Source organism: Halococcoides cellulosivorans, from assembly GCF_003058365.1.
In the GTDB taxonomy this organism is placed as follows: domain Archaea; phylum Halobacteriota; class Halobacteria; order Halobacteriales; family Haloarculaceae; genus Halococcoides; species Halococcoides cellulosivorans.
The window spans coordinates 289,948-309,595 of record NZ_CP028858.1; the positions used below are offsets into that span (position 1 = coordinate 289,948).

18 protein-coding genes are annotated in these 19,648 nt (G+C 68.0%); 7 read left to right on the forward strand and 11 right to left on the reverse strand.

What is annotated here, in order from left to right; genetic code table 11:
* Positions 1 to 93: 93 nt before the first annotated feature.
* From HARCEL1_RS01410 to HARCEL1_RS01420, 3 genes are all read right to left on the reverse strand, one after another.
* Complete coding sequence (locus HARCEL1_RS01410; protein WP_159076969.1) at positions 94 to 1,119, reverse strand: hypothetical protein; 1,026 nt, start codon at positions 1,117 to 1,119, stop codon at positions 94 to 96.
* 30 nt (positions 1,120 to 1,149) lie between these two features.
* The gene (locus HARCEL1_RS01415) at positions 1,150 to 1,596 is read right to left on the reverse strand and encodes an NYN domain-containing protein (protein WP_108380837.1); all 447 of its coding nucleotides are present in this window, start codon (positions 1,594 to 1,596) and stop codon (positions 1,150 to 1,152) included.
* 73 nt (positions 1,597 to 1,669) lie between these two features.
* A complete protein-coding gene (locus tag HARCEL1_RS01420; RefSeq protein ID WP_108380838.1) occupies positions 1,670 to 3,394 on the reverse strand; it encodes a CheF family chemotaxis protein in 1,725 nt (574 codons plus the stop codon).
* Between the two features lie 128 nt (positions 3,395 to 3,522).
* Here HARCEL1_RS01420 and HARCEL1_RS01425 point away from each other — a divergent pair, with 128 nt between their 5' ends.
* Positions 3,523 to 4,251 (forward strand): AIM24 family protein, encoded by a 729-nt coding sequence (locus HARCEL1_RS01425; protein WP_108380839.1) that lies wholly within the window; start codon positions 3,523 to 3,525, stop codon positions 4,249 to 4,251.
* A gap of 27 nt (positions 4,252 to 4,278) precedes the next feature.
* Here HARCEL1_RS01425 and HARCEL1_RS01430 read toward each other — a convergent pair whose 3' ends face one another.
* Positions 4,279 to 4,896 carry a metalloprotease gene (locus tag HARCEL1_RS01430; protein ID WP_108380840.1) on the reverse strand — a complete coding sequence of 206 codons (618 nt, stop codon included), beginning with the start codon at positions 4,894 to 4,896 and terminating at the stop codon, positions 4,279 to 4,281.
* 3 nt (positions 4,897 to 4,899) lie between these two features.
* Positions 4,900 to 6,429, reverse strand: a complete 1,530-nt coding sequence (locus tag HARCEL1_RS01435; RefSeq protein ID WP_108380841.1) for a TraB/GumN family protein — start codon at positions 6,427 to 6,429, stop codon at positions 4,900 to 4,902.
* 124 nt (positions 6,430 to 6,553) lie between these two features.
* On the opposite strand from HARCEL1_RS01435, the gene HARCEL1_RS01440 reads away from it, so the two are divergent.
* Both HARCEL1_RS01440 and lysW read left to right on the forward strand, forming a co-directional pair.
* Positions 6,554 to 8,458 carry a bacterio-opsin activator domain-containing protein gene (locus tag HARCEL1_RS01440; RefSeq protein WP_108380842.1) on the forward strand — a complete coding sequence of 635 codons (1,905 nt, stop codon included), beginning with the start codon at positions 6,554 to 6,556 and terminating at the stop codon, positions 8,456 to 8,458.
* A gap of 70 nt (positions 8,459 to 8,528) precedes the next feature.
* On the forward strand, positions 8,529 to 8,693 hold the full coding sequence (lysW, locus tag HARCEL1_RS01445) for a lysine biosynthesis protein LysW (protein ID WP_108380843.1): 165 nt from the start codon (positions 8,529 to 8,531) through the stop codon (positions 8,691 to 8,693).
* A 12-nt stretch (positions 8,694 to 8,705) separates the two neighbouring features.
* Here the strand turns inward: lysW and HARCEL1_RS01450 are convergent, their stop codons facing one another.
* Entirely contained in the window at positions 8,706 to 9,134 is a 429-nt protein-coding gene (locus HARCEL1_RS01450; RefSeq protein ID WP_108380844.1) for a VanZ family protein, read from the reverse strand.
* Positions 9,135 to 9,270: 136 nt separating this feature from the next.
* Entirely contained in the window at positions 9,271 to 9,639 is a 369-nt protein-coding gene (locus HARCEL1_RS01455; RefSeq protein WP_108380845.1) for an Hsp20/alpha crystallin family protein, read from the reverse strand.
* Positions 9,640 to 9,868: 229 nt separating this feature from the next.
* Here HARCEL1_RS01455 and HARCEL1_RS01460 point away from each other — a divergent pair, with 229 nt between their 5' ends.
* The 3 genes from HARCEL1_RS01460 to HARCEL1_RS01470 are packed head-to-tail and all read left to right on the forward strand — an operon-like array spanning position 9,869 to position 14,345.
* Positions 9,869 to 11,047 carry an alpha-1 4-glucan-protein synthase gene (locus tag HARCEL1_RS01460; RefSeq protein ID WP_108380846.1) on the forward strand — a complete coding sequence of 393 codons (1,179 nt, stop codon included), beginning with the start codon at positions 9,869 to 9,871 and terminating at the stop codon, positions 11,045 to 11,047.
* 38 nt (positions 11,048 to 11,085) lie between these two features.
* Complete coding sequence (locus HARCEL1_RS01465; protein WP_108380847.1) at positions 11,086 to 12,207, forward strand: extracellular solute-binding protein; 1,122 nt, start codon at positions 11,086 to 11,088, stop codon at positions 12,205 to 12,207.
* A gap of 5 nt (positions 12,208 to 12,212) precedes the next feature.
* Positions 12,213 to 14,345 (forward strand): DUF7846 domain-containing protein, encoded by a 2,133-nt coding sequence (locus HARCEL1_RS01470; RefSeq protein ID WP_233357373.1) that lies wholly within the window; start codon positions 12,213 to 12,215, stop codon positions 14,343 to 14,345.
* 15 nt (positions 14,346 to 14,360) lie between these two features.
* On the opposite strand, the gene HARCEL1_RS01475 is transcribed toward HARCEL1_RS01470, so the two are convergent.
* The 3 genes from HARCEL1_RS01475 to HARCEL1_RS01485 all read right to left on the reverse strand — a co-directional run bounded on the left by HARCEL1_RS01475 (position 14,361) and on the right by HARCEL1_RS01485 (position 17,311).
* The gene (locus HARCEL1_RS01475) at positions 14,361 to 15,128 is read right to left on the reverse strand and encodes a dolichyl-phosphate hexose transferase (protein WP_108380848.1); all 768 of its coding nucleotides are present in this window, start codon (positions 15,126 to 15,128) and stop codon (positions 14,361 to 14,363) included.
* Positions 15,129 to 15,200: 72 nt separating this feature from the next.
* Positions 15,201 to 16,802, reverse strand: coding sequence for a GMC family oxidoreductase (locus tag HARCEL1_RS01480; RefSeq protein WP_108380849.1), 1,602 nt, complete (start codon positions 16,800 to 16,802; stop codon positions 15,201 to 15,203).
* Positions 16,799 to 17,311, reverse strand: a complete 513-nt coding sequence (locus tag HARCEL1_RS01485; RefSeq protein WP_108380850.1) for a gluconate 2-dehydrogenase subunit 3 family protein — start codon at positions 17,309 to 17,311, stop codon at positions 16,799 to 16,801. Before HARCEL1_RS01485 ends, HARCEL1_RS01480 begins: the two co-directional genes overlap by 4 nt.
* A gap of 76 nt (positions 17,312 to 17,387) precedes the next feature.
* Here HARCEL1_RS01485 and HARCEL1_RS01490 point away from each other — a divergent pair, with 76 nt between their 5' ends.
* Positions 17,388 to 18,956: an ABC transporter permease gene (locus HARCEL1_RS01490; protein ID WP_108380851.1), complete on the forward strand. Its 1,569-nt coding sequence runs from the start codon at positions 17,388 to 17,390 to the stop codon at positions 18,954 to 18,956.
* Positions 18,957 to 19,326: 370 nt separating this feature from the next.
* Here HARCEL1_RS01490 and HARCEL1_RS01495 read toward each other — a convergent pair whose 3' ends face one another.
* The gene (locus tag HARCEL1_RS01495; protein ID WP_108380852.1) at positions 19,327 to 19,551 is read right to left on the reverse strand and encodes a hypothetical protein; all 225 of its coding nucleotides are present in this window, start codon (positions 19,549 to 19,551) and stop codon (positions 19,327 to 19,329) included.
* Positions 19,552 to 19,648 lie beyond the last annotated feature (97 nt).

Consider the following 19,648-nt stretch of genomic DNA (forward strand, 5'->3'; position numbering starts at 1 on the left):
CGGTCGCGCGACATCACTCTCGTCGATCCTTATTTCGTGGTGACATCACGACCGCCGTTTCTCATCGAAGTCTGCCACATCGAAGCCGTGTCGTCAGCATACAGAGAACGCGCCCCGATCGATGAAGTTGGCTGACCAGAAGAGATCCTGGAGTTCGTGCAAGGGTGCGGAGAGTTCGATGACGCCAACTCCGTCGGAGGTCTCCACGTTAATGTCAGTAATTGGGTCGAAAAAATCGGTGCCGCGTTGCTCGTACCGATCGATCACCTCGTCGATGAACTGTTCGACCTCGTCCGTACAGTCGGCCCTGATCCGCTCTGGATCAAATGATACCTCTCGTATAACCCCTGCATCGCCGTCGAATCCGGCGGTCGACCCGAAGAACATATTTGAATTGTGGAATGATATTTCTGACACGAATCCAGGGTCGAGCAGTGAGATAAACCGACCGAAATCGTCGTTCGTCTTCGTCATGCGCTTTGAACTGTCTAATCGGGTGTCCACGAGCGATTTGACGGACTCGACAGCCGCTGCGGGATCATCTAACAGGTTGGACACGACGACCATCGATTCGTTCAACGCAATCGCCCTGGTTGGTCCGGGCTTCACAAACCGCTGCCGATAGACGTCGAGCCCTCGATAGGAGTCGTCCGCTTCGACGGTGACATCGAGAATTTTCGACGGGTGCATCAACGCTTCGCGGAGTTGTCGATCTTCGAACTGTTGGGACACCAGCGAGTCCACGTCGATTTCACCGGTCGTCGCGAATCCCTGCCCGACCGATGTCGACGAGAACAGTGCCTCGTTGACGGATATCGCGTCTTGAAACAACTGCGCCCTTGGCCGAGGGCGCGCGTTTTCTATGAACAGCGGCCGCCGATCGGGCGAAAGTTTTCTCTCGATACGTTCGTACTGCGACTGATCCCAGCAGACGAGCCCGTTCTGCCAGTCTTTCTCGTGGTCCAGGGCCATCTCTTCGCCGATCCACTCCACTGGTGACCCGCCATCCCGCTGAAACAAATCCAGCGGATCGACCATTCCAAACACACCCGCGCCAGCGACAGTTGCCCCTGCCCCACCTGCCGCGAGCAGCTTTCGCCTGGTCAGATTGAAATCCATACTGCAGGTAATACTTTCACTGCAATAAACTCACGGAGAAAGCGTGAACGCCTCGTCGGCGGCGGTCTGGAGGGCGTCCGACCGGCCGTGATCGCCGGGCGCGATCGCGACCGTGTGGACGCCGTGTCGTCGGGCGACTTCGAGGACGGGCTTGAAGTCGCTGTCTCGTGAGACCACGATCAGCGTGTCGAGCGCCCCCTCACAGACGAGTTCGACCGCCTCGATGCCCAGGCGGACGTCGACGTCGTTGCTGGTGGTCACGACCTCGAAGCCACGCTCTTCGGCGGCCTGGATCAGCCCCGGCGTGGCGTGTTCGTCCACGTACAGCCGTGTGACGGCGCACTGGCCCCGATCGCGAGCGCGCTCGCGCAACTCGTCGAGATCGACGTCGAACTCGTCGCGAAACACGTTCGGCCCGTCGACGAAGATCCCGACGCGGGTCCGCGAATCCCAGGGTCGCCAGTCCAGAATGCCCATGCCGGGCCGTTCGCGCCCAGCGGCATCGATCTATCGGTCTGCGCTGGCCCGATCGCTCGGCTGTCCCGCTCTGTCACCGCTCGGCGTCGGTCCGGCGGACGGCCGTCAGATACCCGCGACCCGTGAGCGCCGTTCCCGACTGGCCGACCTCGACGAGCGATTTCGCGCCGAGTGTGTCCAGGATCGCGTCGAGGCGATCGGCGTCGACGTCGAGGAGCGCGGCCAGATCGGGGCGGGCGTCGGCGCTGGCGAGCGCGGCGAGGACGTCACGCTCGCCCGCCGAGAGCGCGATCCCTTCGATCTCGTTGACCTGATCTTGAAACGATCGCTTGAGAAACCGCTCGAACAGTGTCTGCAGGCGGTCGTCCCGGAGTGCGACCATCGCCGTCAGCATCCGGTTGTCGAGCAGGTAGCTGACATAGAGCACGCGGCGCTTGTCGGTGTCGACGTACTCGTGGTCGCGCTCGACGTGGACGACCTGACCCAGCGGGACGGTGAACTCTTCGGCGTCGCCGGTCGGCGCGCCGAACCTGATCTCGGTCGGGCGGACGTACAGCATCATCTCGGCGGCGTGCTCGCCCGTGTCGGCGCCGTCGATCGACACGGGGTTGGCCACGTCCGCGGGCGTGACGTTGAAGAGGAGGCGAAAGAGGACCGACCGGAACTTGTACTGCTTGCTCGGCGCGAGTTCGATCAACAGGACGTGCTGATCGTCGCCGTGTCGGTGCGCGATCGCGATCGACGACTCGAACTCCGCCGAGAGGTCGCTGGGGACGTAATCGAAGCCCACGTCGGAGACGGCCTCCAGCGGGATCAGGAGGCGTTCGGTGTCGGTGTCTCCGAAGGCGGCACTCGCGGTCTCGGTGAACGCCAGCAGTTGTTCCTGGCCCAGGAGGATGCGCCCGTCGACCACTCCTTCGCGGTCGAGCGCGTCGGAGACGAACCGCGCGGTGACGTTCGCGACCAGCGGCTTCGTGAGCAACTGTTCGGGGCTGCTCGCGGGGGCGGGTTCGCTGGCCGTCTCGGTCGGTGTCGGATCGGGCAAGCCGTGGCGGCGGCGTTCGGCCCGCCGGACTGCCTGGCCCAACTCGCCGTCGGCCCGGTCGACGCCCGCACCGTAGGGCCCACCGATCGACGGTTCGGGCGCGTCGCCCGGATCGACCGGTTCGGCCTCGAACGTCGTCGGATCGAAGGTGAGCGGAAACGCCTCGACGCTGTCGATCGTGGTCGGTGGGTCCCGCTCGCGGTAGAGTGCCGTCGCACTCGCGTCGGGCCGGCGGATCACCCCTGGCATCGACCAGGGGTCCCGACCGACGAGCCGCGCGATGCCCTCTCGGGAAACACCCACGTCGAGGAAGAACTGCACGCCCGTGCGTGCCAGGCGATCGCCGTCGACATCCGCCGGATCGAGCCCCGGAGCGGCCCGGGCGGCGTCTGCGAGTAGCCCCTCGACGTCAGTGATCGAGCCCTCGATGGCGTCGACCAGCGCCGCGAGACGGGCCGAAAAGCCGACCGGGATGGTCCGCGCCGCCCGCGTCTCGGGTGGCGTCCAGACGCCCGGCTCTCCGTCGGCACACGCCTCACAGTCACAGTCCGTCTGCGGGGGAATCGTGACCGTCATCCGGTCGCGGTCGAGCCACGCCGGGTCGAAATGTTCGATCTCGCTCGGCGCGAGACCGGCCCTGGCCCCGAGCAAGAGGGTGCCCGCTGCGGGCAGTCGACGCTCGGCATCGAGATCGAGTGCCCCGAGATAGAGCCCGTAGACCGCCGAGACGTCGAGTGGCCCGCGCTCGGTCATTCGTAGGGAACTCTCGGTCAGCCGCACTATTAAATCGTTGTTCTCGTTATCAGTTCGACTGAATATGATAATATATAAAACCCACCCCGCCGACGGATCGGTCGACCGCCACGTGGCGGCTGAAAACGATGGATCTTGCCGGATTCGCGGAGCAACACGCTCCACAGGACAGTGCCGAACAGTTCGACCTCGAAAACAGCAAACTCCTCGACGTGGCCGTCGACGGCACGGTGATGGCCAAGGCCGGGTCGATGGTCGCCTACGACGGGAACCTCTCCTTTACGGGGAAGTCCTCGGCCGAGGGCGGCCTGAAGGGGATGGTCAAGTCGAAACTCACCAGCGAGGGGACGCCAGTCATGGAGGCCGAAGGGACGGGCCATCTGTATCTTGCCGACCAGGGCAAAAACGTCCAGGTGCTCGAACTCGACGCGGGCCAGGAGCTGTCGGTCAACGGTGAGGACATTCTCGCCTTCGAGTCGCGGGTCGACTACTCGATCGGCCTGATCGACAGTCTCTCGGGGGTCTCGACGGGTGGGCTGACGAACGTCTTCCTCGAAGGCCCGGGCAAGATCGCACTCACGACCCACGGCGAACCGATCGTGCTCGAACCGCCGGTCCGGACCGATCCGGACGCGACGGTCGCCTGGGCGAACACCACCCCGAGCAGCAACGTCGACCGGAACCTCAAGGACATGGTCGGCCAGTCCTCTGGCGAGTCCTACCAGCTCGACTTTACGGGCTCGGAGGGCTTCGTCGTCGTCCAGCCGTTCGAGGAAGGCCCTGCTCAGCAGGCGGCGACCGACGGTGGCGGCGGGAACAACACGCCCGGGCTGGGTGACGTGATCAACGGCATCTGATCGGGTCGGTTTCTACTCGACAGCACCTCATAGCAGCGGGAGGAGCATGAACGCCGCCGCGGGACCGACCGTGAGCAGAGCGCTCACGGCGTAGACGCCCCGGTGCCAGTCGAGCACCGACCGGCCGTCGAGCGGGCCCGCGGGGAGCATGTTGAACCCCGCGAGCAGGAGGTTCACGAACAGGCCGAGGACCGCGATTCGCGAGAGGCCGGGGACGACCAACAGGCCGGCGAATCCGATCGCGAAGGCCATATTCGAGGCCGGGCCCGCGAGCGCGATCAGGCCGCGCTGGCGGGCCGTGATCCGGCCGCGATGATACACGGCGCCCGGCGCGGCGACGATCCAACCCGCCGCGCCCGCCAGGATCGAGAGGCCGAGCCAGGGGTAGGTCGCCCGGAACGCCGCCTGTTGGCCGTAGTGACGGGCGAGGGCTTTGTGGGCGAGTTCGTGGCCGATCACGCCCGCGCCGACGACCACCGCGCTCGCTAGCAGGGCCTCGACGATCACCGTCGGCGCGGCGTCGAAGATTCGGGGCGGCTGCATCGCGGGGTCGAGCGCCATCGTAAACGCGACCGTGAGCGCGGCCCACGCGGCCCCGAGGTCGCGTAGCTCCTGCCGATCGAACGGTCCGGGAACGTCGGCCACGGGTTAGAACAGCCCCACGACCTGGGCGAGCACGTCGGTGACGATGCCCCAGCCGTTGACGATCCCCTGGCGAAGCAGGCCCAGAAACTCCTCGCCCGACCCGATCTCCTCGGAGAGGCGGGGCAACATGAGGAGGAACAGGCCGCTCGCGATCATGCTTCCGACGTTCGTCATCGCGACGACGAGGATGAGTCGGGCGAGTGGCACCGCGCGCAGTCTCGCGAGCAACTCCATGAGCGTGGCCTCCTCGTCGGCAAGGATCTCGTTGAGCGTCCCGATGTCGCTGACGTTGACCGGTCGGGAGCGCAACTCCACGTAGCCCGCGAACCACCCCGGCGCGAGCGCGGGGTTGAGACTCGTCATCCAGGCGACGGCACCGCCGACGAGCGCACTCGTCCAGCGCGCGCCCGCGAGTTTCGCCATGCCCGCCGCGGCGATGCCGTTGACCAGAAACCACACCGCGAACAGGCCCAGCAGGAACTGCTGGGAGGCGCCGCCGAGGATCAGGAGGCCAAAGAGTGCGAGATAGCCGACGGTGAACACGTAGCCGACGATCTTCAGCCAGGGCAGGCCCGACCTGTCGATCTCGCCGGTCAGCGAGTCCATCGTGGGCAGCGTCTCGGGGTCCGCGAGATACTCCTCGATGCCGGCCTGGTGGCCCGCGCCGACGACGGCGATGACGTTGTAGCCCGCCTCGCGCAAGGCGATCAGGTTGTGGGCGAGATACGCGTCGCGCTCGTCGATCAGCGCCTCGGCGCCGCCCGGTGAGAACCGCCGAAACTCTTCGAGCATCGCGGTCAGCACGTCCGTGTCGGTGATGTCCTCGATGTCGAACTCTTCGACGGCCTCGGGGTCGTAGATCCAGTTGAGCCAGAGCGCCAGCGGCGTCCCGCCAGCGATCGTCAGGGCACCCCAGATGACCGCGAGGTCGACGATCCCGACGAGCGCCCCGGGGACGACGCCCGGTTCGACGACGACGGGGCCGATCGCGATCGTCACGAGCACGGCGAGAATGAATGCGACGGTCCCCACCGCGGTGTACGCCGTCGTCACTGGCGCGCCCATCTCTGCGAGGCCTTCGCCGAGCAGGCGTGCCTTCTCGCGGAACGTCAACCGGGTCCAGAACCGCTGGATCGTCGTCTGGATGTCTCGATCGACGAGTGCGAGGCCGCTATCCTCTTGTTCGGCGGCCTCGACGGCGGCGAGCATGTCCGCGCCGGGTTCGATGTCGAACTTCTCGCCCATCCGCGCCTGGACGTAGGAGAGAATCCAGTAGGCGATGAACTGATACAGCGTCCGCCCGCCGAGCAGGTCGTCCGGGTCGAGGTCGTCGGGCGTCTCGCCTTTGAACTGCCGGTACCGCCCCCGATCGAGTTCGACGGCGACGACGTCGTGATCGCGCTCGGCGATGCGCGATTCGACCTCTGCGACGCTCTCCGGGGAGACGTGGGCCGTCCCGATCACCTCGACGGACCCCTCCCCGGAGGGTTCGACGGGCCGTTCGAGGATTCTCGCCAGCCGTTCGTCGCTCATCACTCGCACGCCGGGCCCGACCCGCTTGTGCCTGTCGGGTCCCGCCCTGCGAACACCGTTTTGACCCCGGCCGTCGTAGCTCCGGGTATGCACGCGCGATCGCCCCACGCCGGGAGGGTCACCCGTGACTGACCTGACCGTCCTGTTCGTCCACGACCGCCCGGAGTGGGCCGATCTGATCGCTCGCCGCGTCGAATCCTACGACGGATCGATCCAGGTCAGGACCGTCGAGGACGTCGAGGCCGCCGAGGCGGCGATCGCCGAGGGCGGCGTCGACTGTCTCGTCTCGGATTATCGGCTGGAAGTCGCGGACGTCCACGTCCTGTTGAGTCGCCTCCGCGAGGCCGATCCCAGCGTGCCGATCGTCCTGATCGCCGACGACGGGCGGAGCGATCTCGCCGCGGGCGCGATCGAAGCGGGCGTGACCGATCACGTCCTGTTCGAGTCCGCCGCCGAGGAGCCCGCCGTGTTCGTCACCTGGGTGCGCTCGGCCGTCGAGAGCGCGGCGGACACGGGAGCGGAAGACGCTGGAGGGGCCGATGGGACCGATCAGACCGGGCGTGTCGGCATCGAGGCCATCCCGGACGCCGTCGCGATCCTCTCGCCCGAACGGCTGGAGGCGTTCAACGATCGCCTGATCGCGTTGACGGGGTTCGACCGCGCCGCACTCGCCGATCGCGATCTCGTCGAGGAGATCGTCCATCCCGCCGATCGACGGCGGATCGCCGCGTTGATCGAAAAACCACCCGTCGAGCCAGTCTCGATCGAGGCGAGCGTCGTCGACAGCGACGGCGCGGTGCGGATCTGTGACTGGCGGGCCGTCGGGCTGGCGGACGGGCCCGCAGTCTGTGTGTCGATCCGTGACGTCACCGAGCGCTCGCGCGACCGCCGCCGCCTGGCCCGCGATCGGTCGCTCCGGCGCGCGATCGCGCACATCGCGAGCGAGGCGCGCTCACGGTCGGAACTGGAGACCACGCTCGTCGACCGGCTGGCCGACCGGCGTGGGACGCGGCGGGTCTGGCTGGGTCGGATCGACGGCGAGTCGTTCGCGGTCACGGCCGACTCGGGCGGGGCAGAGCCACTGCCCGACCTGCCGCGCGAACAGGACGAGCGCGACCCACACCCGGCGATCCGCGCGGCGGCGACCCAGTCGCCCGCGAGCGAGGCCATCGACGACCGATGGACGCTCGCCGTCCCGATCGCGTTCCGCGAGGTGCTCGAAGCCGTCCTCGTCGTCGAGCACGAGCAACCGATCGACGACGCCGAGCGCGACCTCCTCGTCGAGACCGCCGACCTGATCGCCGTCGCGATCCACGCCATCGAGACCGAGGGCGCGCTGATCGCCGAGCGCGCGATCGAACTCGGCGTTCGCATCGCGAACGGAACGCCCTATACCGCCGCGCTCGCGGCGATCGACGCCGACGACGACGCCCGGGTCTCCGTGCGCGGGACGGTCCCGACAGGCGACATCGTCCGCCAGTTCGTCACGCTGCGGGACCTCGAGGCCGACGCCTTTCGCGAGGCGCTCGCCGAGCAGTCGGGCGTCCAGACGATCACCGCCTACGGGCCGGCGGACGGACCGGTCCGCCTGGAGGTGCTGCTCGACGGGCCGACCCCCGAGACCCTGCTCGCGGGCGCGGGCGTGCTCGTCGAGTCGGTCGTCGCGACCGCCGCCGGGACGGAGATCATCGTCGAGTGTACGCCGCGCCGCCCGATCGAGGCGATTCTGGACCTGCTCGAAGAGCGGGTCGGCCCCGTCAGTACGATGTGGCGTCGCGAGCGCGACCGCCCCGACGGGTCGAGCGTGCTCGAACGCGGCCAGGACGTGACGACGGCGATCCTCGAACGCGCGGATCTGACCGATCGGCAGCGCGAGGTGCTCGAAACGGCCGTCCACCGCGGCTATTTCGAACAGCCACGCGCGAGTTCCGCGAGCGAGATCGGCGACGCACTCGACATTACGGAGTCGACCGTCCGCGATCACATCCGTCGGGCCGAGGGCAAACTGTTCGGCGCACTGTTCCGGTGAGCGTGTCGAGCGCCGACGGTCCCGACCGCCGAACGGCCAGATTCAAGTTCGGCCGCGCGAAGGCGTCGGTATGAGCACCTGTCCCGAGTGCGCCGCGGATGTATCGTTGCCCGACTCCGTCGAGATCGGCGAAATCGTCGACTGCGGAACGTGTGGGGCCGAACTCGAAGTCGTCGACGAGGATCCCGTCGAACTCGACGTCGCGCCCGAACTCGAAGAGGACTGGGGCGAATAAGGCGTCTCGCGGTCAGTCGTCACCCGTTTTCCCAGCGGCGTCGCCGGTAGCGTCGGCGTCTTTCCCGTCACCCACCGCTCCCCGGACGCGCCGGCAGGCCGGCCAGACCGCCGTCATCGTGATCGCCGCAATGGCATTGACCGTCGCGTCGGCGACGCTCGCGGTCCGCCACGCCAGTGGCCACTGCAACAGTTCGATGCCCGCGCCGACGGCGATCGCGACGACCGGCGCGACGACGATGCCGAAGCGCCGATCACCGACCGCGCCGAGCAGCGCCGCCGTCAGTGCGGTGTAGCCCAGCACGTGCAGCCAGGTTGTGACTGCGAGGCCACCGAGTGGCCCTTCACCGGCCGGGCCGGCGATGCCGGGATCGATCAGCGAGGCTGCGAGAATCGCGGTCCCGATCACCGCGACGAGGCCCCACGAGCGATCGAGGGTCATGGGACCAGAACGGGCCAGTCGGCCTTAGCCGTTGGTCCGCGTTTCGGCGGCGCTGGGTCCGTATGGAACGTCGAGACCCCAAACCGGGGCGTGGGGGGAAGGAGGGGGAACCGGTCTGGACGACCGGTCGCGACAGTCACGTCCGAATCTCGATTTCTTTGCCCTGTGTGGTCGCACCGCGCTCGACCGGCAGGGTCACTTCGAGGAGGCCACTCTCGTAGTCGGCCACGATGTCGTCGTCCGCGATCGTCTTCGGGAACCGGAACCGGCGGTGATACGTACGCCGTTCGCCACGCGACTCCTCGGTGTGCTCGGCGGCGACGTTCAGGACCCCGTCGTCCCACGTGACCGTGATCTCCGCGGGATCGAATCCGGGCAACTCGACGCTGAGCACGAACTCGTCGTCCTGTTCGTACAGTTCGTAGTCGGTACCGCTGGTCTCGAACAGTCGAGGGAATCCGGTGCGCTGCAGCCAGGAACTGGCTGGGTTCGCTGGCAGTGCCATTGGCCGTTCACCTCGATTCCAGTTGATGATTGTCGGCGGTTCGTATTGAATTCAACTAAATATTTATGAGTGGAGAATTCTCGAAACATTCTGTGACCGGTCCGGATGGGTCTGCCGGGAGACCGGTCGATCGCCCGCTCGCGGCCGTCTCGCCGGTCGAACGCACAGAGTGCCGATTCGATCGACCTGGATCACTATCTTTTTAGGAAAGCCTAAATTACGGCTGGCCATGTCACCATCGCCCCCCGCGGTCGAGCGCGACGTCTGTGTGATCGTCCCGACGATACGCGAGTACGAGTGTGTGCGTGCGTACGTTCGGAACGCCCGCGAGCACGGCGTCGACGTCTCGCGACTCCATTTCGTGCTCGTCACCGAGGACTTCTGTGAGACCGGGGCCATGGAGACGATGCTCGACGAGTTGGGCGTCTCGGGCACGGTGTTCGACGCGACGGCCCGCGAACAGTGGTACGACGACCAGGGCGTCGCCGAGTACAGCCACGTCGTCCCTGCCGCGAGTCACGCCGAGACGAGTTTCGGACTCCTCTACATGTGGGCGAACCCGACCTTCGAGATCGGGGTGTTCATCGACGACGACACGCTTCCCCATCCCGAGGTGGACTTCTTCGGGCGTCACTTCCACAATCTCGCCTTCGAGGGCTCGATCGAAGCCGTCGAGTCCGACGAGCGGTGGGTGAACGTGCTCTACCAGAACGCCGACGAGCACGGACTCTACCCACGTGGATATCCCTATGCCGCGATGGACGAGACCGTCGAGACCGACACCACCACGATCGATCGCGGGTCGGTCGTCGCCTCGCAGGGTCTGTGGACGAACGTTCCGGACCTGGACGCCGTGCGCATTCTCATGGACGGCGACCTGGAGGGCCAGGCCCAGACCCGGACGACCGCTGACGATTTCGACGACGATTTCGTCGCCGCAGCGGGCCAGTATCTCACGGTCTGTTCGATGAATCTCGCCTTCCGCCGGGAGGTCATTCCTGCCTTCTATCAGTTCCCGATGGACGACAACGAGTGGGCGGTCGGGCGGTTCGACGACATCTGGAGCGGCGTCGTCCTCAAGCGGGCGTGCGATGTCCTCGGCCGGCAGATCTACAACGGCCAACCGCTGTGTGAGCACAACAAGGCCGCCCGGTCGACGTTCGACGACCTCCACAACGAAGTCGCGGGCCTGGAACTCAACGAGCACTTCTGGCGACTCGTCGACGAGGCGGGTTCGGAGGCCGACGACTACGCCTCCGTCGCGCGTGCGGTCGCCGATCGACTGGAGGCGGCCGACTCCGACGCCTACCGCAACGGTGAGTTCCTCCACCAGTGTGGGACCTGCTTGCACGACTGGCTGGACTGTCTGAACGCCCTCGAACGGGTCCCCGCGGTCGCGGACGACTGAATCGACACGGTTAACTGTATTTAGGCAAGCCTAAAAATATGCACGACGCGACCGACTGGATTGATCGACGACGGTTCCTCGCGGGCGCGAGTACGGCCGGTGTCGCCGGTCTCGCGGGCTGTTCGGGCCTGATCGGGGGCGACAGTGGCGAGGACGCGAGCGGCGCGGTCGGCCAGATCGGATCGGGCCGGTCCGGTCGGGGCGCACCGGGTGGGACGTCGATGGACGAGATGCCCGCGCTCTCGGGTGAACTGACCGTCTACTCCGGCCGGGGGGAGTTCCTCGTCGGTGACCTCGTGAGCTATATCGACGACCAGTACGACGACCTGTCCCTGTCGGTCCGGTACGGCGGATCGACCGATCACGTCAACAAGATCACAAACGAGGGCGATGGCTCGGCGGCCGACGTGTTCTACTCGGTCAACGCCGGCGCGCTCGCCGCGCTCGCTGCGGAGGGCCGCACGCAGGCGCTGCCGGGCGAGGTCCGTGAGATGGTCCGCGAGGAGTTTCGCACCGAGCAGTGGGTCGGCACCTCGGGGCGGGCCCGATCGATCCCCTACAACACCGACGCACTCGCCGCGAGCGACCTTCCCAGCGACGTCATGGCCTACCCCGACGTCGACGCACGACTGGGCTGGGCCCCTGGCTATGGCTCCTGTCAGGCGTTCGTGACCGCGATGCGCCTGCTGGAGGGCGAGGCGGCGACCCTGGAGTGGCTGGAGGGCGTCACCGCCGCGGGCATCCAGCAGTACAACAACGAGTTCGCGGTCTGTCGAGCGATCGCGAACGGTGACCTCGACGCCGGCTTCACGAATCACTACTACATCCAGCGCGTCCTCGACGGGTCGCCCGAGGCCCCCATCGCGACGACGTTCACCGCTGGCGACGCGGGCGCGATGTTCAACGTCGCCGGTGCGGCGGTCGTCGACACCGCCAGCGACCCCGACCTCGCGGCGAACTTCGTGCGGCATCTCCTCTCGGCGGAGGCCCAGGACTACTTCGCGCGGTCGACCTTCGAGTACCCCCTGATTCCCGACGTCGATCCGATCGGTGACCTCCCGACGGTCGACGAACTCGACGTGCCAGACGTCGATCTCTCGCGACTCTCGGAACTCGAACCGACGATCGACCTGATGCGCGAGGCCGGCGTCGAGATCTAAATCGCGTGTCGGTCCCTCGCTCGTCGACCGCCGCGGCACGCACCGTCCGCGAGTGGCTGGTCCGCCGGGATCGATACCCCCTCGCCGTCGCGCTCGTCTCGCTTCTCGCGGGCCTCGCGACCTTCGTGATCGCGGCGTGGGTCTTCCCGTATCACTCGACCAACCACGACGAGGCGGTTTATCTCATGCAGGCCGCACTCTTGCTCGACGGCCAGCTCGCGATTCAGGCCGGATCGATCGCGGACGCGGTCCGGCCCTGGTTTTTCGTCGCCGACGGTGGCCGGCTCTACCCGAAGTACTCGCCGGTCCCGGCGGCGCTGTATGCCGTCTCGATGGGCCTGGTCGGTGAACCGCGCGTGACGCTGGCGGTCGTCGCCGCCGCGAACGTCGCGCTCGTCGGCGCGCTCGGCACGCTCGCGGTCGATCGCCGGGTCGGCCTCGTCGCGAGTATGGCCTTCGCGGCCTCACCGATGGCCCTGCTCACCTCCTCGGTCTTCTTACCGTACGCGCCGACGACGCTGTTCACCCTCGCGTTCGCGGTCGCGTACCTCTACGGGATTCGGGAGCACTCGGCGATCGCCGCGGCGCTCGCGGGCGTCGCGATCGGTATCGCGGTGTTCTCTCGGCCCTACACCGCGCTGTTGTTCGCCGCGCCGTTCGTCTGTCACGCCGGGTGGCGGGTCCTCAGCGGCTTCCGCCGCCACGATCTCGGCCCGGCGCGTCGGCACGCGCTCACCGCCGTCGGCGGGCTGGGGGGCGTCGCGGTCACGCTCGCGTACAACGTCGCGACGACGGGCGATCCGTTGCTCTTTCCCTACGCCGCGTTCGCGCCGCTGGACGGCCCCGGGTTCGGGCATCGCGAGATCCTGGGCCACGCCATCGAGTACACGCCCGCGCTCGCCGTCCGCGTGAACGCGCACCTGCTCTGGGAGCTCGGGACGCGCTGGGTCGTCGCCGGGCCGCTCGGGACGCTGGCGGCGGTCGCGGGGCTGGCCGTGGCTACCCGGCGCTGGTGGCAGGGCCGCCCGGTGACCGATCGCGGGGCCGACCGGTCGAGCGAGATTCGAGCGGGGGGCCTGCTCGTCGCCGTCGTCGCGAGCGTCGTCGTCGGCAACCTCGCGTTCTGGGGCACCTACAACGTCCTCGGCGCGATCGGCGACCCGACCGACGGCCTGATCGCGCTGTTCGGCCCGTTCTATCAGTTCGATCTGCTCGCGCCGGTCGCGGTGTTCGTCGGTATCGCGAGCGTCGCCGTCTGGCGGGCGGGCCGCAGTCTCCGCGCTCGACTCGCCGACCGGATCGGCTCGCAGTCGGCGCGCGCGGCCCTCGGCGTCGCGCTCGCACTCGCCGTCCTGATCGCGGGCGTGTCCGCGGCGAGTGCGGTGGCGACCCCCGTCGAGCGCAATCTCGCGCACACCGACGGCTACGCGGAGGCGTACGCGCCGATCGAAGAGAGCGACTTCGAGCACGCGCTGGTCTTTTTGCCGACGCCGTATGGCGACTGGCTCCACCATCCGTTTCAACCGCTCCGGAACGACCCCGGTCTCGACGGCCCGGTGGTGTACGCGCTCTCGGGCGGGCCCGCCGAGCAGTTCGACGTGATCGACGCCTATCCCGACCGCCAACTCTACCGATACACCTATCAGGGGACGTGGACCTCGGGCCCGGATCGGGACGTGACGCCGCGTCTGGAGGACCTCGCGATCCGGCGTGCGGAGACGCTGTCCGTCGAGACCCGCGTCGGCGTCCCCGATCGGGTCGCCGCTGCGCAGGTGCGCCTGGAGACCCGCGAGGGCTCGATCACCCACTCGATCGCCGACCCCCATGGTTCGCTGACCGTCCCCTGGTCGCTGTCGCCCGACGGCGCACGCCTGACGGGGCTGCCCGACGAGCGCGTCGGACTCGCGGATTCCGATCACGTCGTCCTGACGATCACGCTGATCCAGCCCACGGGCGGGACGCTCACCTATCGCCAGGACCTCGACGTGCGCATCGCAAACGGCCGTGTCGCCGCGCTCTGGCCGCCCGAACGCTCGGTCTGTACGCTCGTGACCGACTGCGGGCGCGAGGGGACCTATCTGCCCGATCGACCGGAGACCCACCGCGACGGCGTCAGTTTCGAGACGCGCGTCGACTGATCGCGGGGAGAAGACTTAGAACCGCTCGTCGACCCAGACCCGCCCGATCGAGGCGGCGATTTCGGCCCCGCCACGGAGCGGGTCGAGCGTCGTCTCGCCCGCCCGATCGCGGTAGGGGATCTGTCGTTCTGCGACGTCGTAGTCCCGCAGGAGCGGACGCATGAGCAGTTCCGCCGAGAGGCCGGTGTTCTCGGTCCACTCGATCGACTCGATGACCTCGCGGCGGTACGCGCGCATCCCGGTCGTGGTGTCGCGGACGCGCTCGCCGAGCAGGACGCTCGCGAACGCCGCGAACAGGTGGTTGCCCCATCGGTTGACCGCCGGCATGGCCGTCGCGCCACCCGAGAGTCGGTCGCCGCTGACCACGTCGCGGCCAGCGTTGATCGCCTCCAGGAACGCGGGCAACTGCTCCATCGGGTAGGTATCGTCACAGTCGGTCGTGACGATCACCGGCCGGTCGGCCGCCGCGAGCGCGCGCTCGACGGCGACGCCGTAGCCCTGGGGCTCCTGGTCGATGACGCGTGCCCCGTGCTCGCGAGCGATTTCGGGCGTCCGATCGCTCGACCCGTCGACACAGACGACGTTGGCGCGGCCCCCGGTCACCCGGTCGATGTCCGTCAGGACGGTCTCGACGGCGGCTTCCTCGTTGTACGTCCCCATCACCACGCTCACGTCGTCGAACGTGTAGCGATCCTCGCCGGCGGCCGACGGCGCTGCGGTCGCCTCGACCGACGCCTCGACCGCCATCCCCGCCCCGCTCTGATCTGCGCTCGGTGCGCTCATATCCGATCCAGCGGCTGGGCACACTTGAGGTTTTAGGTTCGCCTAAAACACACTCGTGGCCACGATCAGCACTCACAGCCACGCATCGACCGCGTCGCTCACCCGGAGCGCGAGCGCGGCGATGGTGAGTGTCGGATTCATCGCCCCGCTGGTCGGGAAGACGCTGCTCGACGCGATCCAGCAGTTCGCTACGTCGTGGGTCCGACAGTCCGCATCGACGACGCTACTCGTGGGGTCGGTCCCCATCCGGGTCGTCCCCATCTGGTGGGCGGCGGGGCCGGTGTTGTCGGGGCCGACTTGCCAGGTGATCTCCGCGCCCAGAGCGTCGAGGATCGACTCCTGAATCTCGTTGGCGCGTTCGATCGTCCGGAGCGCGCGGTCACCGACCGCCCAGTCGATCCGCGGGACGGGATTGCCCCGGTCGTCGGTGCGCTCGGGGTCGAGGCCGACGGTGCTGTCTTCGCGCGGAAGTTGCTCGACGAGCGCGCCCACGCCGACGCTCGTCCCGTAGTCGGCCCGCAGGTCGTCGAGGAGGGCGTCGCCCCAGTCGTCGCCTGCGAGCGCGCTCTCGACCGGCGACGGGCCGGCGTAGTTCAGAAACTCCAGTTTGATCGGGCCGATATCCGCGTCGGCGTCGTCGTAGAACTGGTGGGACTCGCTGGTCGTAAACCCGACGTGGTGCTGGCGGGTCGGTTCGTCGAGGACGCCGCCGGTGCCCGCGAACAGGTGATCCATGAAGTAGCTCCCGACCAGGCCGCTGGAGTTCGCGAGGCCGTCGGGGAACTGTTCGGACTCCGAAAGGAGGAGCAGCCGCGGAATCTCGACGCCCCCGGCGGCGAGGACGAACGACTCGGCGGCCTGGCGATGGCGCTCGCCGTCGGGCGTGGCGTACACTGCGGCGGTCACGCGCTTAGCGTCGTGGTCCAGGCGCTCGACCGGAGCCCGATCGATCACGGTCGCGCCCGCGTCTTCGGCGCGCTCGACGTGGACGGTCGCGTCGTATTTCGCGCCCGCGGGACAGACCGGCTGGCAGGTGCCATAGCCCACGCAAGGCCCACGCCCGTCGTAGGGCTCGGCGTTGCGCGCGTTCGGGACCGCGTGCATCGCGACGTCGGCCGCTTCGCATGCCTCGGCGAACAGCGCGTCGCTGTGGGAGGGCTCGAACGGGCCCATCGGGTGGGGTTCCTCCCGGGGTGGGGCATAGGGCGTGTCCGCGCCGGCGACGCCGATCTCGCGTTCGGCCGCCGCGTAGTAGGGCTGGAGATCGCTATACTCGATCGGCCAGTTCGGCCCGACGCCGCGGGCCGACCCGGAGGCGAAATCGTCCTCGTGGAGGCGCATCACCATCCCCTGCCAGGCGAGCGTCGAGCCGCCGACACCCTTGACGCGGAGGTGGTTCAGCGGGTAGAACCACCCGTCGGTCGACGTGCTCGCGTCGCGAGGCCCGCCGACGTCCCACACGTCCGGACGGTCGTGGGCGGGCCGGAGCGCTCGCTCCATGCGTTCCTGGCGGTCGGCGTACTCGAATCGCGGGCCCGCTTCGAGGATCACGACCTCGTGGTCGTCGGCGAGGCGGTCGGCGACGAGCGCGCCCGCAGGGCCAGCGCCGATGATACAAACGTCGGCGTCGGAGGCCGGCGATCGGTCCACACTCGACGCGTCGGTCGTACTCATTGGGATCCTCGTGCGTAGCTCGTGATGCCGCCCGGATGCCCCGGGGGGTTCTCGATACCGACGAGTTCGCCGCCCGTCGGTGAGGCATACAGTGCCAACAGGAGTTCGTTGACGACGTAGTAGCGGACGCGCTCGGCGGTCGTCCCCTGGGGATCTGAGTCGGCGGTGTCCGCACCGACACCCCGGAGCAGTTCGTCCCGATCGCCGGGCTCCAACTCCGGGACCGGCGCGTCGTACCAGGATCGTGCGCGCTCGTCGAGCGTGGCGACCGTCTCGCGCAACTCCTCGGCCCGGTCGCTGTCGTCCAGGCGCCCCTCGAGATACCCCGAGACGAACGCCTCGATGCCCGAGACCTCGGTGGGGTAGACCACTTCTGCGACCGCGACCATCGTCTCGCGGATGTCGACCCCCCGCTCGCCCGATTGCCATCGCGCGACGCCCGCACCGACGCCGCCGGCCGCACCGATCGCCGCGAGCGCGGCCACCGCGTCCCGCCGCGTCAGTTGCATGGTCCATTTAGGCGAACCTAAACCCTTATACCCGTCGGACCGGTTCGACCGGATAGACGATGGGTCGCCAGTGACCATGCTTTCGAACGTCGACGATCGGCCAGTCGGGTTGACGCTGCTCAGCGGCGCGATCGCCGCGCTCTTGATCCTGCCGCTGACCTGGCTGGTCGTCGAGGCGACGACGGTCGAGCCCGCGCGCGCGATCGATCTGATCTGGAGTGTCAAAACTCTCCAGATCACGCTCGCCAGTCTCGCGCTGATGGGTGGGGTGACTGCGGCGTCGATCGCGCTGGGCGTTCCACTCGCCTATCTGACCGTCCGGACCGACCTCCCCGGACGGCAGTTCTGGACGGTCGCGGTCGCGCTCCCGCTGGTCGTGCCAAGCTACGTCGGTGCCTTTGCGTTCGTCTCGGCGTTCGGGCCGCGTGGGGAGTTTCACGACTTCCTCGCGCCGCTGGGGATCGAGCGCCTGCCGGAGATCTACGGGCTTCCCGGCGCGATCGCCGTGGTGACGCTGTACACCTACCCGTACGTCTATCTCACCACGCGAGCGGGGCTGATCGCGTTCGACAGTCGCCAGTTGGAGGCCGCCCGAACGCTCGACTCCGGTCGACTCGCGGCGATCCGACGGGTCGTCCTCCCGCAGATTCGCCCGTCGATCGCCGCCGGGGCGCTGCTCGCCGCGCTGTACGCGATCTCGGATTTCGGGACGCCCGCGATCATGCGCGCGAACGTGTTCACCCGGCGGATCTACGTCGAGTACCACGCCTACGGCAGCGAGTACGCCGCGCTGCTCAGCCTCCAGTTGCTCGCGATCGTGCTGGTCGTCCTCGCGCTCGAACACCGGATTCGGCCCGATCGCGACGTCACCAGTGGCGACCGATCGGCGTCGCCGGTCGCGCTCGGGCGGTGGCGCTGGCCGGCGACGCTGTTCCCCGCGACGATCGCCCTCCTCGCGCTCGCGGTCCCGATCTGGATCCTGCTGGGCTGGCTCGTCCGGGCCGATTCGGGCGGCGCTGCGATGGCCTTCGAGTGGCTCCAGGTGTTCAACTCCGTGGGGATCGCGACGGCCGCCGCGGCGGTCGCCGTGCTCGCGGCGCTGCCGGTCGCGTACCTCGCCGCTCGGTCGGACGACCGACTCGCGGCCGTCTTCGAGCGGGCGACCTACGTCGGCTTTGCCGTCCCGGGGATCGTCCTCGCGCTCGCCGTCGTCTCCTTCGGGTCGAGCGCGGTGCCCTGGATCTACCCCTCGCTCGTCCTCCTCGTCTTCGCGTACGTCGTGCGCTTTCTCCCGCAGGCGGTCGGGGCGGTCCGATCCTCGATCCTCCAGATCGATCCCCGATTGCTCGAAGCCGGGCGCACGCTCGGCGATTCGCCCACGCGGGCCGTCCGGCGGATCACGATTCCGCTCGCCCGGTCGGGGATCGTCGCGGGCGCGGCGCTCGTCTTCCTGACGACGATGAAAGAGCTGCCCGTGACGCTCGTGCTCCGCCCGACGGGCTTCGAGACGATCGTCACCCAGATCTGGCGCGCCCAGGAGACCGCGTTCTACCAGTACGCCGCGGTGCCCGCGCTGTTGCTCATCGGGATTTCGGGGCTGTCGATGCTCGTCTTGCTCGCCCAGGACGGCACTGACGGGCTCTAGACCACCTTTTTGCGCGGAGGGTTCGCACCGCGAACCCTCCGACGGAAAAATCTGTCTCCGCGAGCGGTTGCGAGGCACGAACGGAGTGAGGGCCTCGGAAATGCGAACGGCGCAGCCGTGAGCGGAGTGAGTCTTCCAGTGGATCAAAATGACCCGGACCCTCCTCGCCTCGCGGCGTCGCCGCTCGGCTTCCCGAGGTCGCTCCGCGACCTCGCACCGGTCGGGTCCGGTGAACCGCGCCGCGGTGCGGCGCGGACAGGCCTGTCACAGCCCGATCAGGCCATCAACCTCGAACGACGCCAATATAGTGACGACCGTCGGTCTCTGTCGTGCTCGCCCAGCGGGACCACGGGATTTGAGTCTCCGGCCATCACCGTCCGTAGACGAGCGCTGAGATCACGACGAATGAGAGTGCGAACCCGCCGAACATCACGCCGATGAGTGTGAGCGGGTGGTTCGGGAGCGCGATGAGGTCGAAATCGTGTGCGAGGAGCGTCGCGACCCAGACGACGATCATGCCCACCATCGATCCGAGAATGATCGCAGCGCCTTTCGCCCACGATAGCATGAAGTTGACGACCGGGTCGTCGCTCATACGTGTCCGTTTTCGTGATGGGAGATGTCGATTTCGATCGAGTGGTCCTGAGGGACGCCCAACCACCTTTTTCTTCGTCGGGTCGCCTTCGGCGACC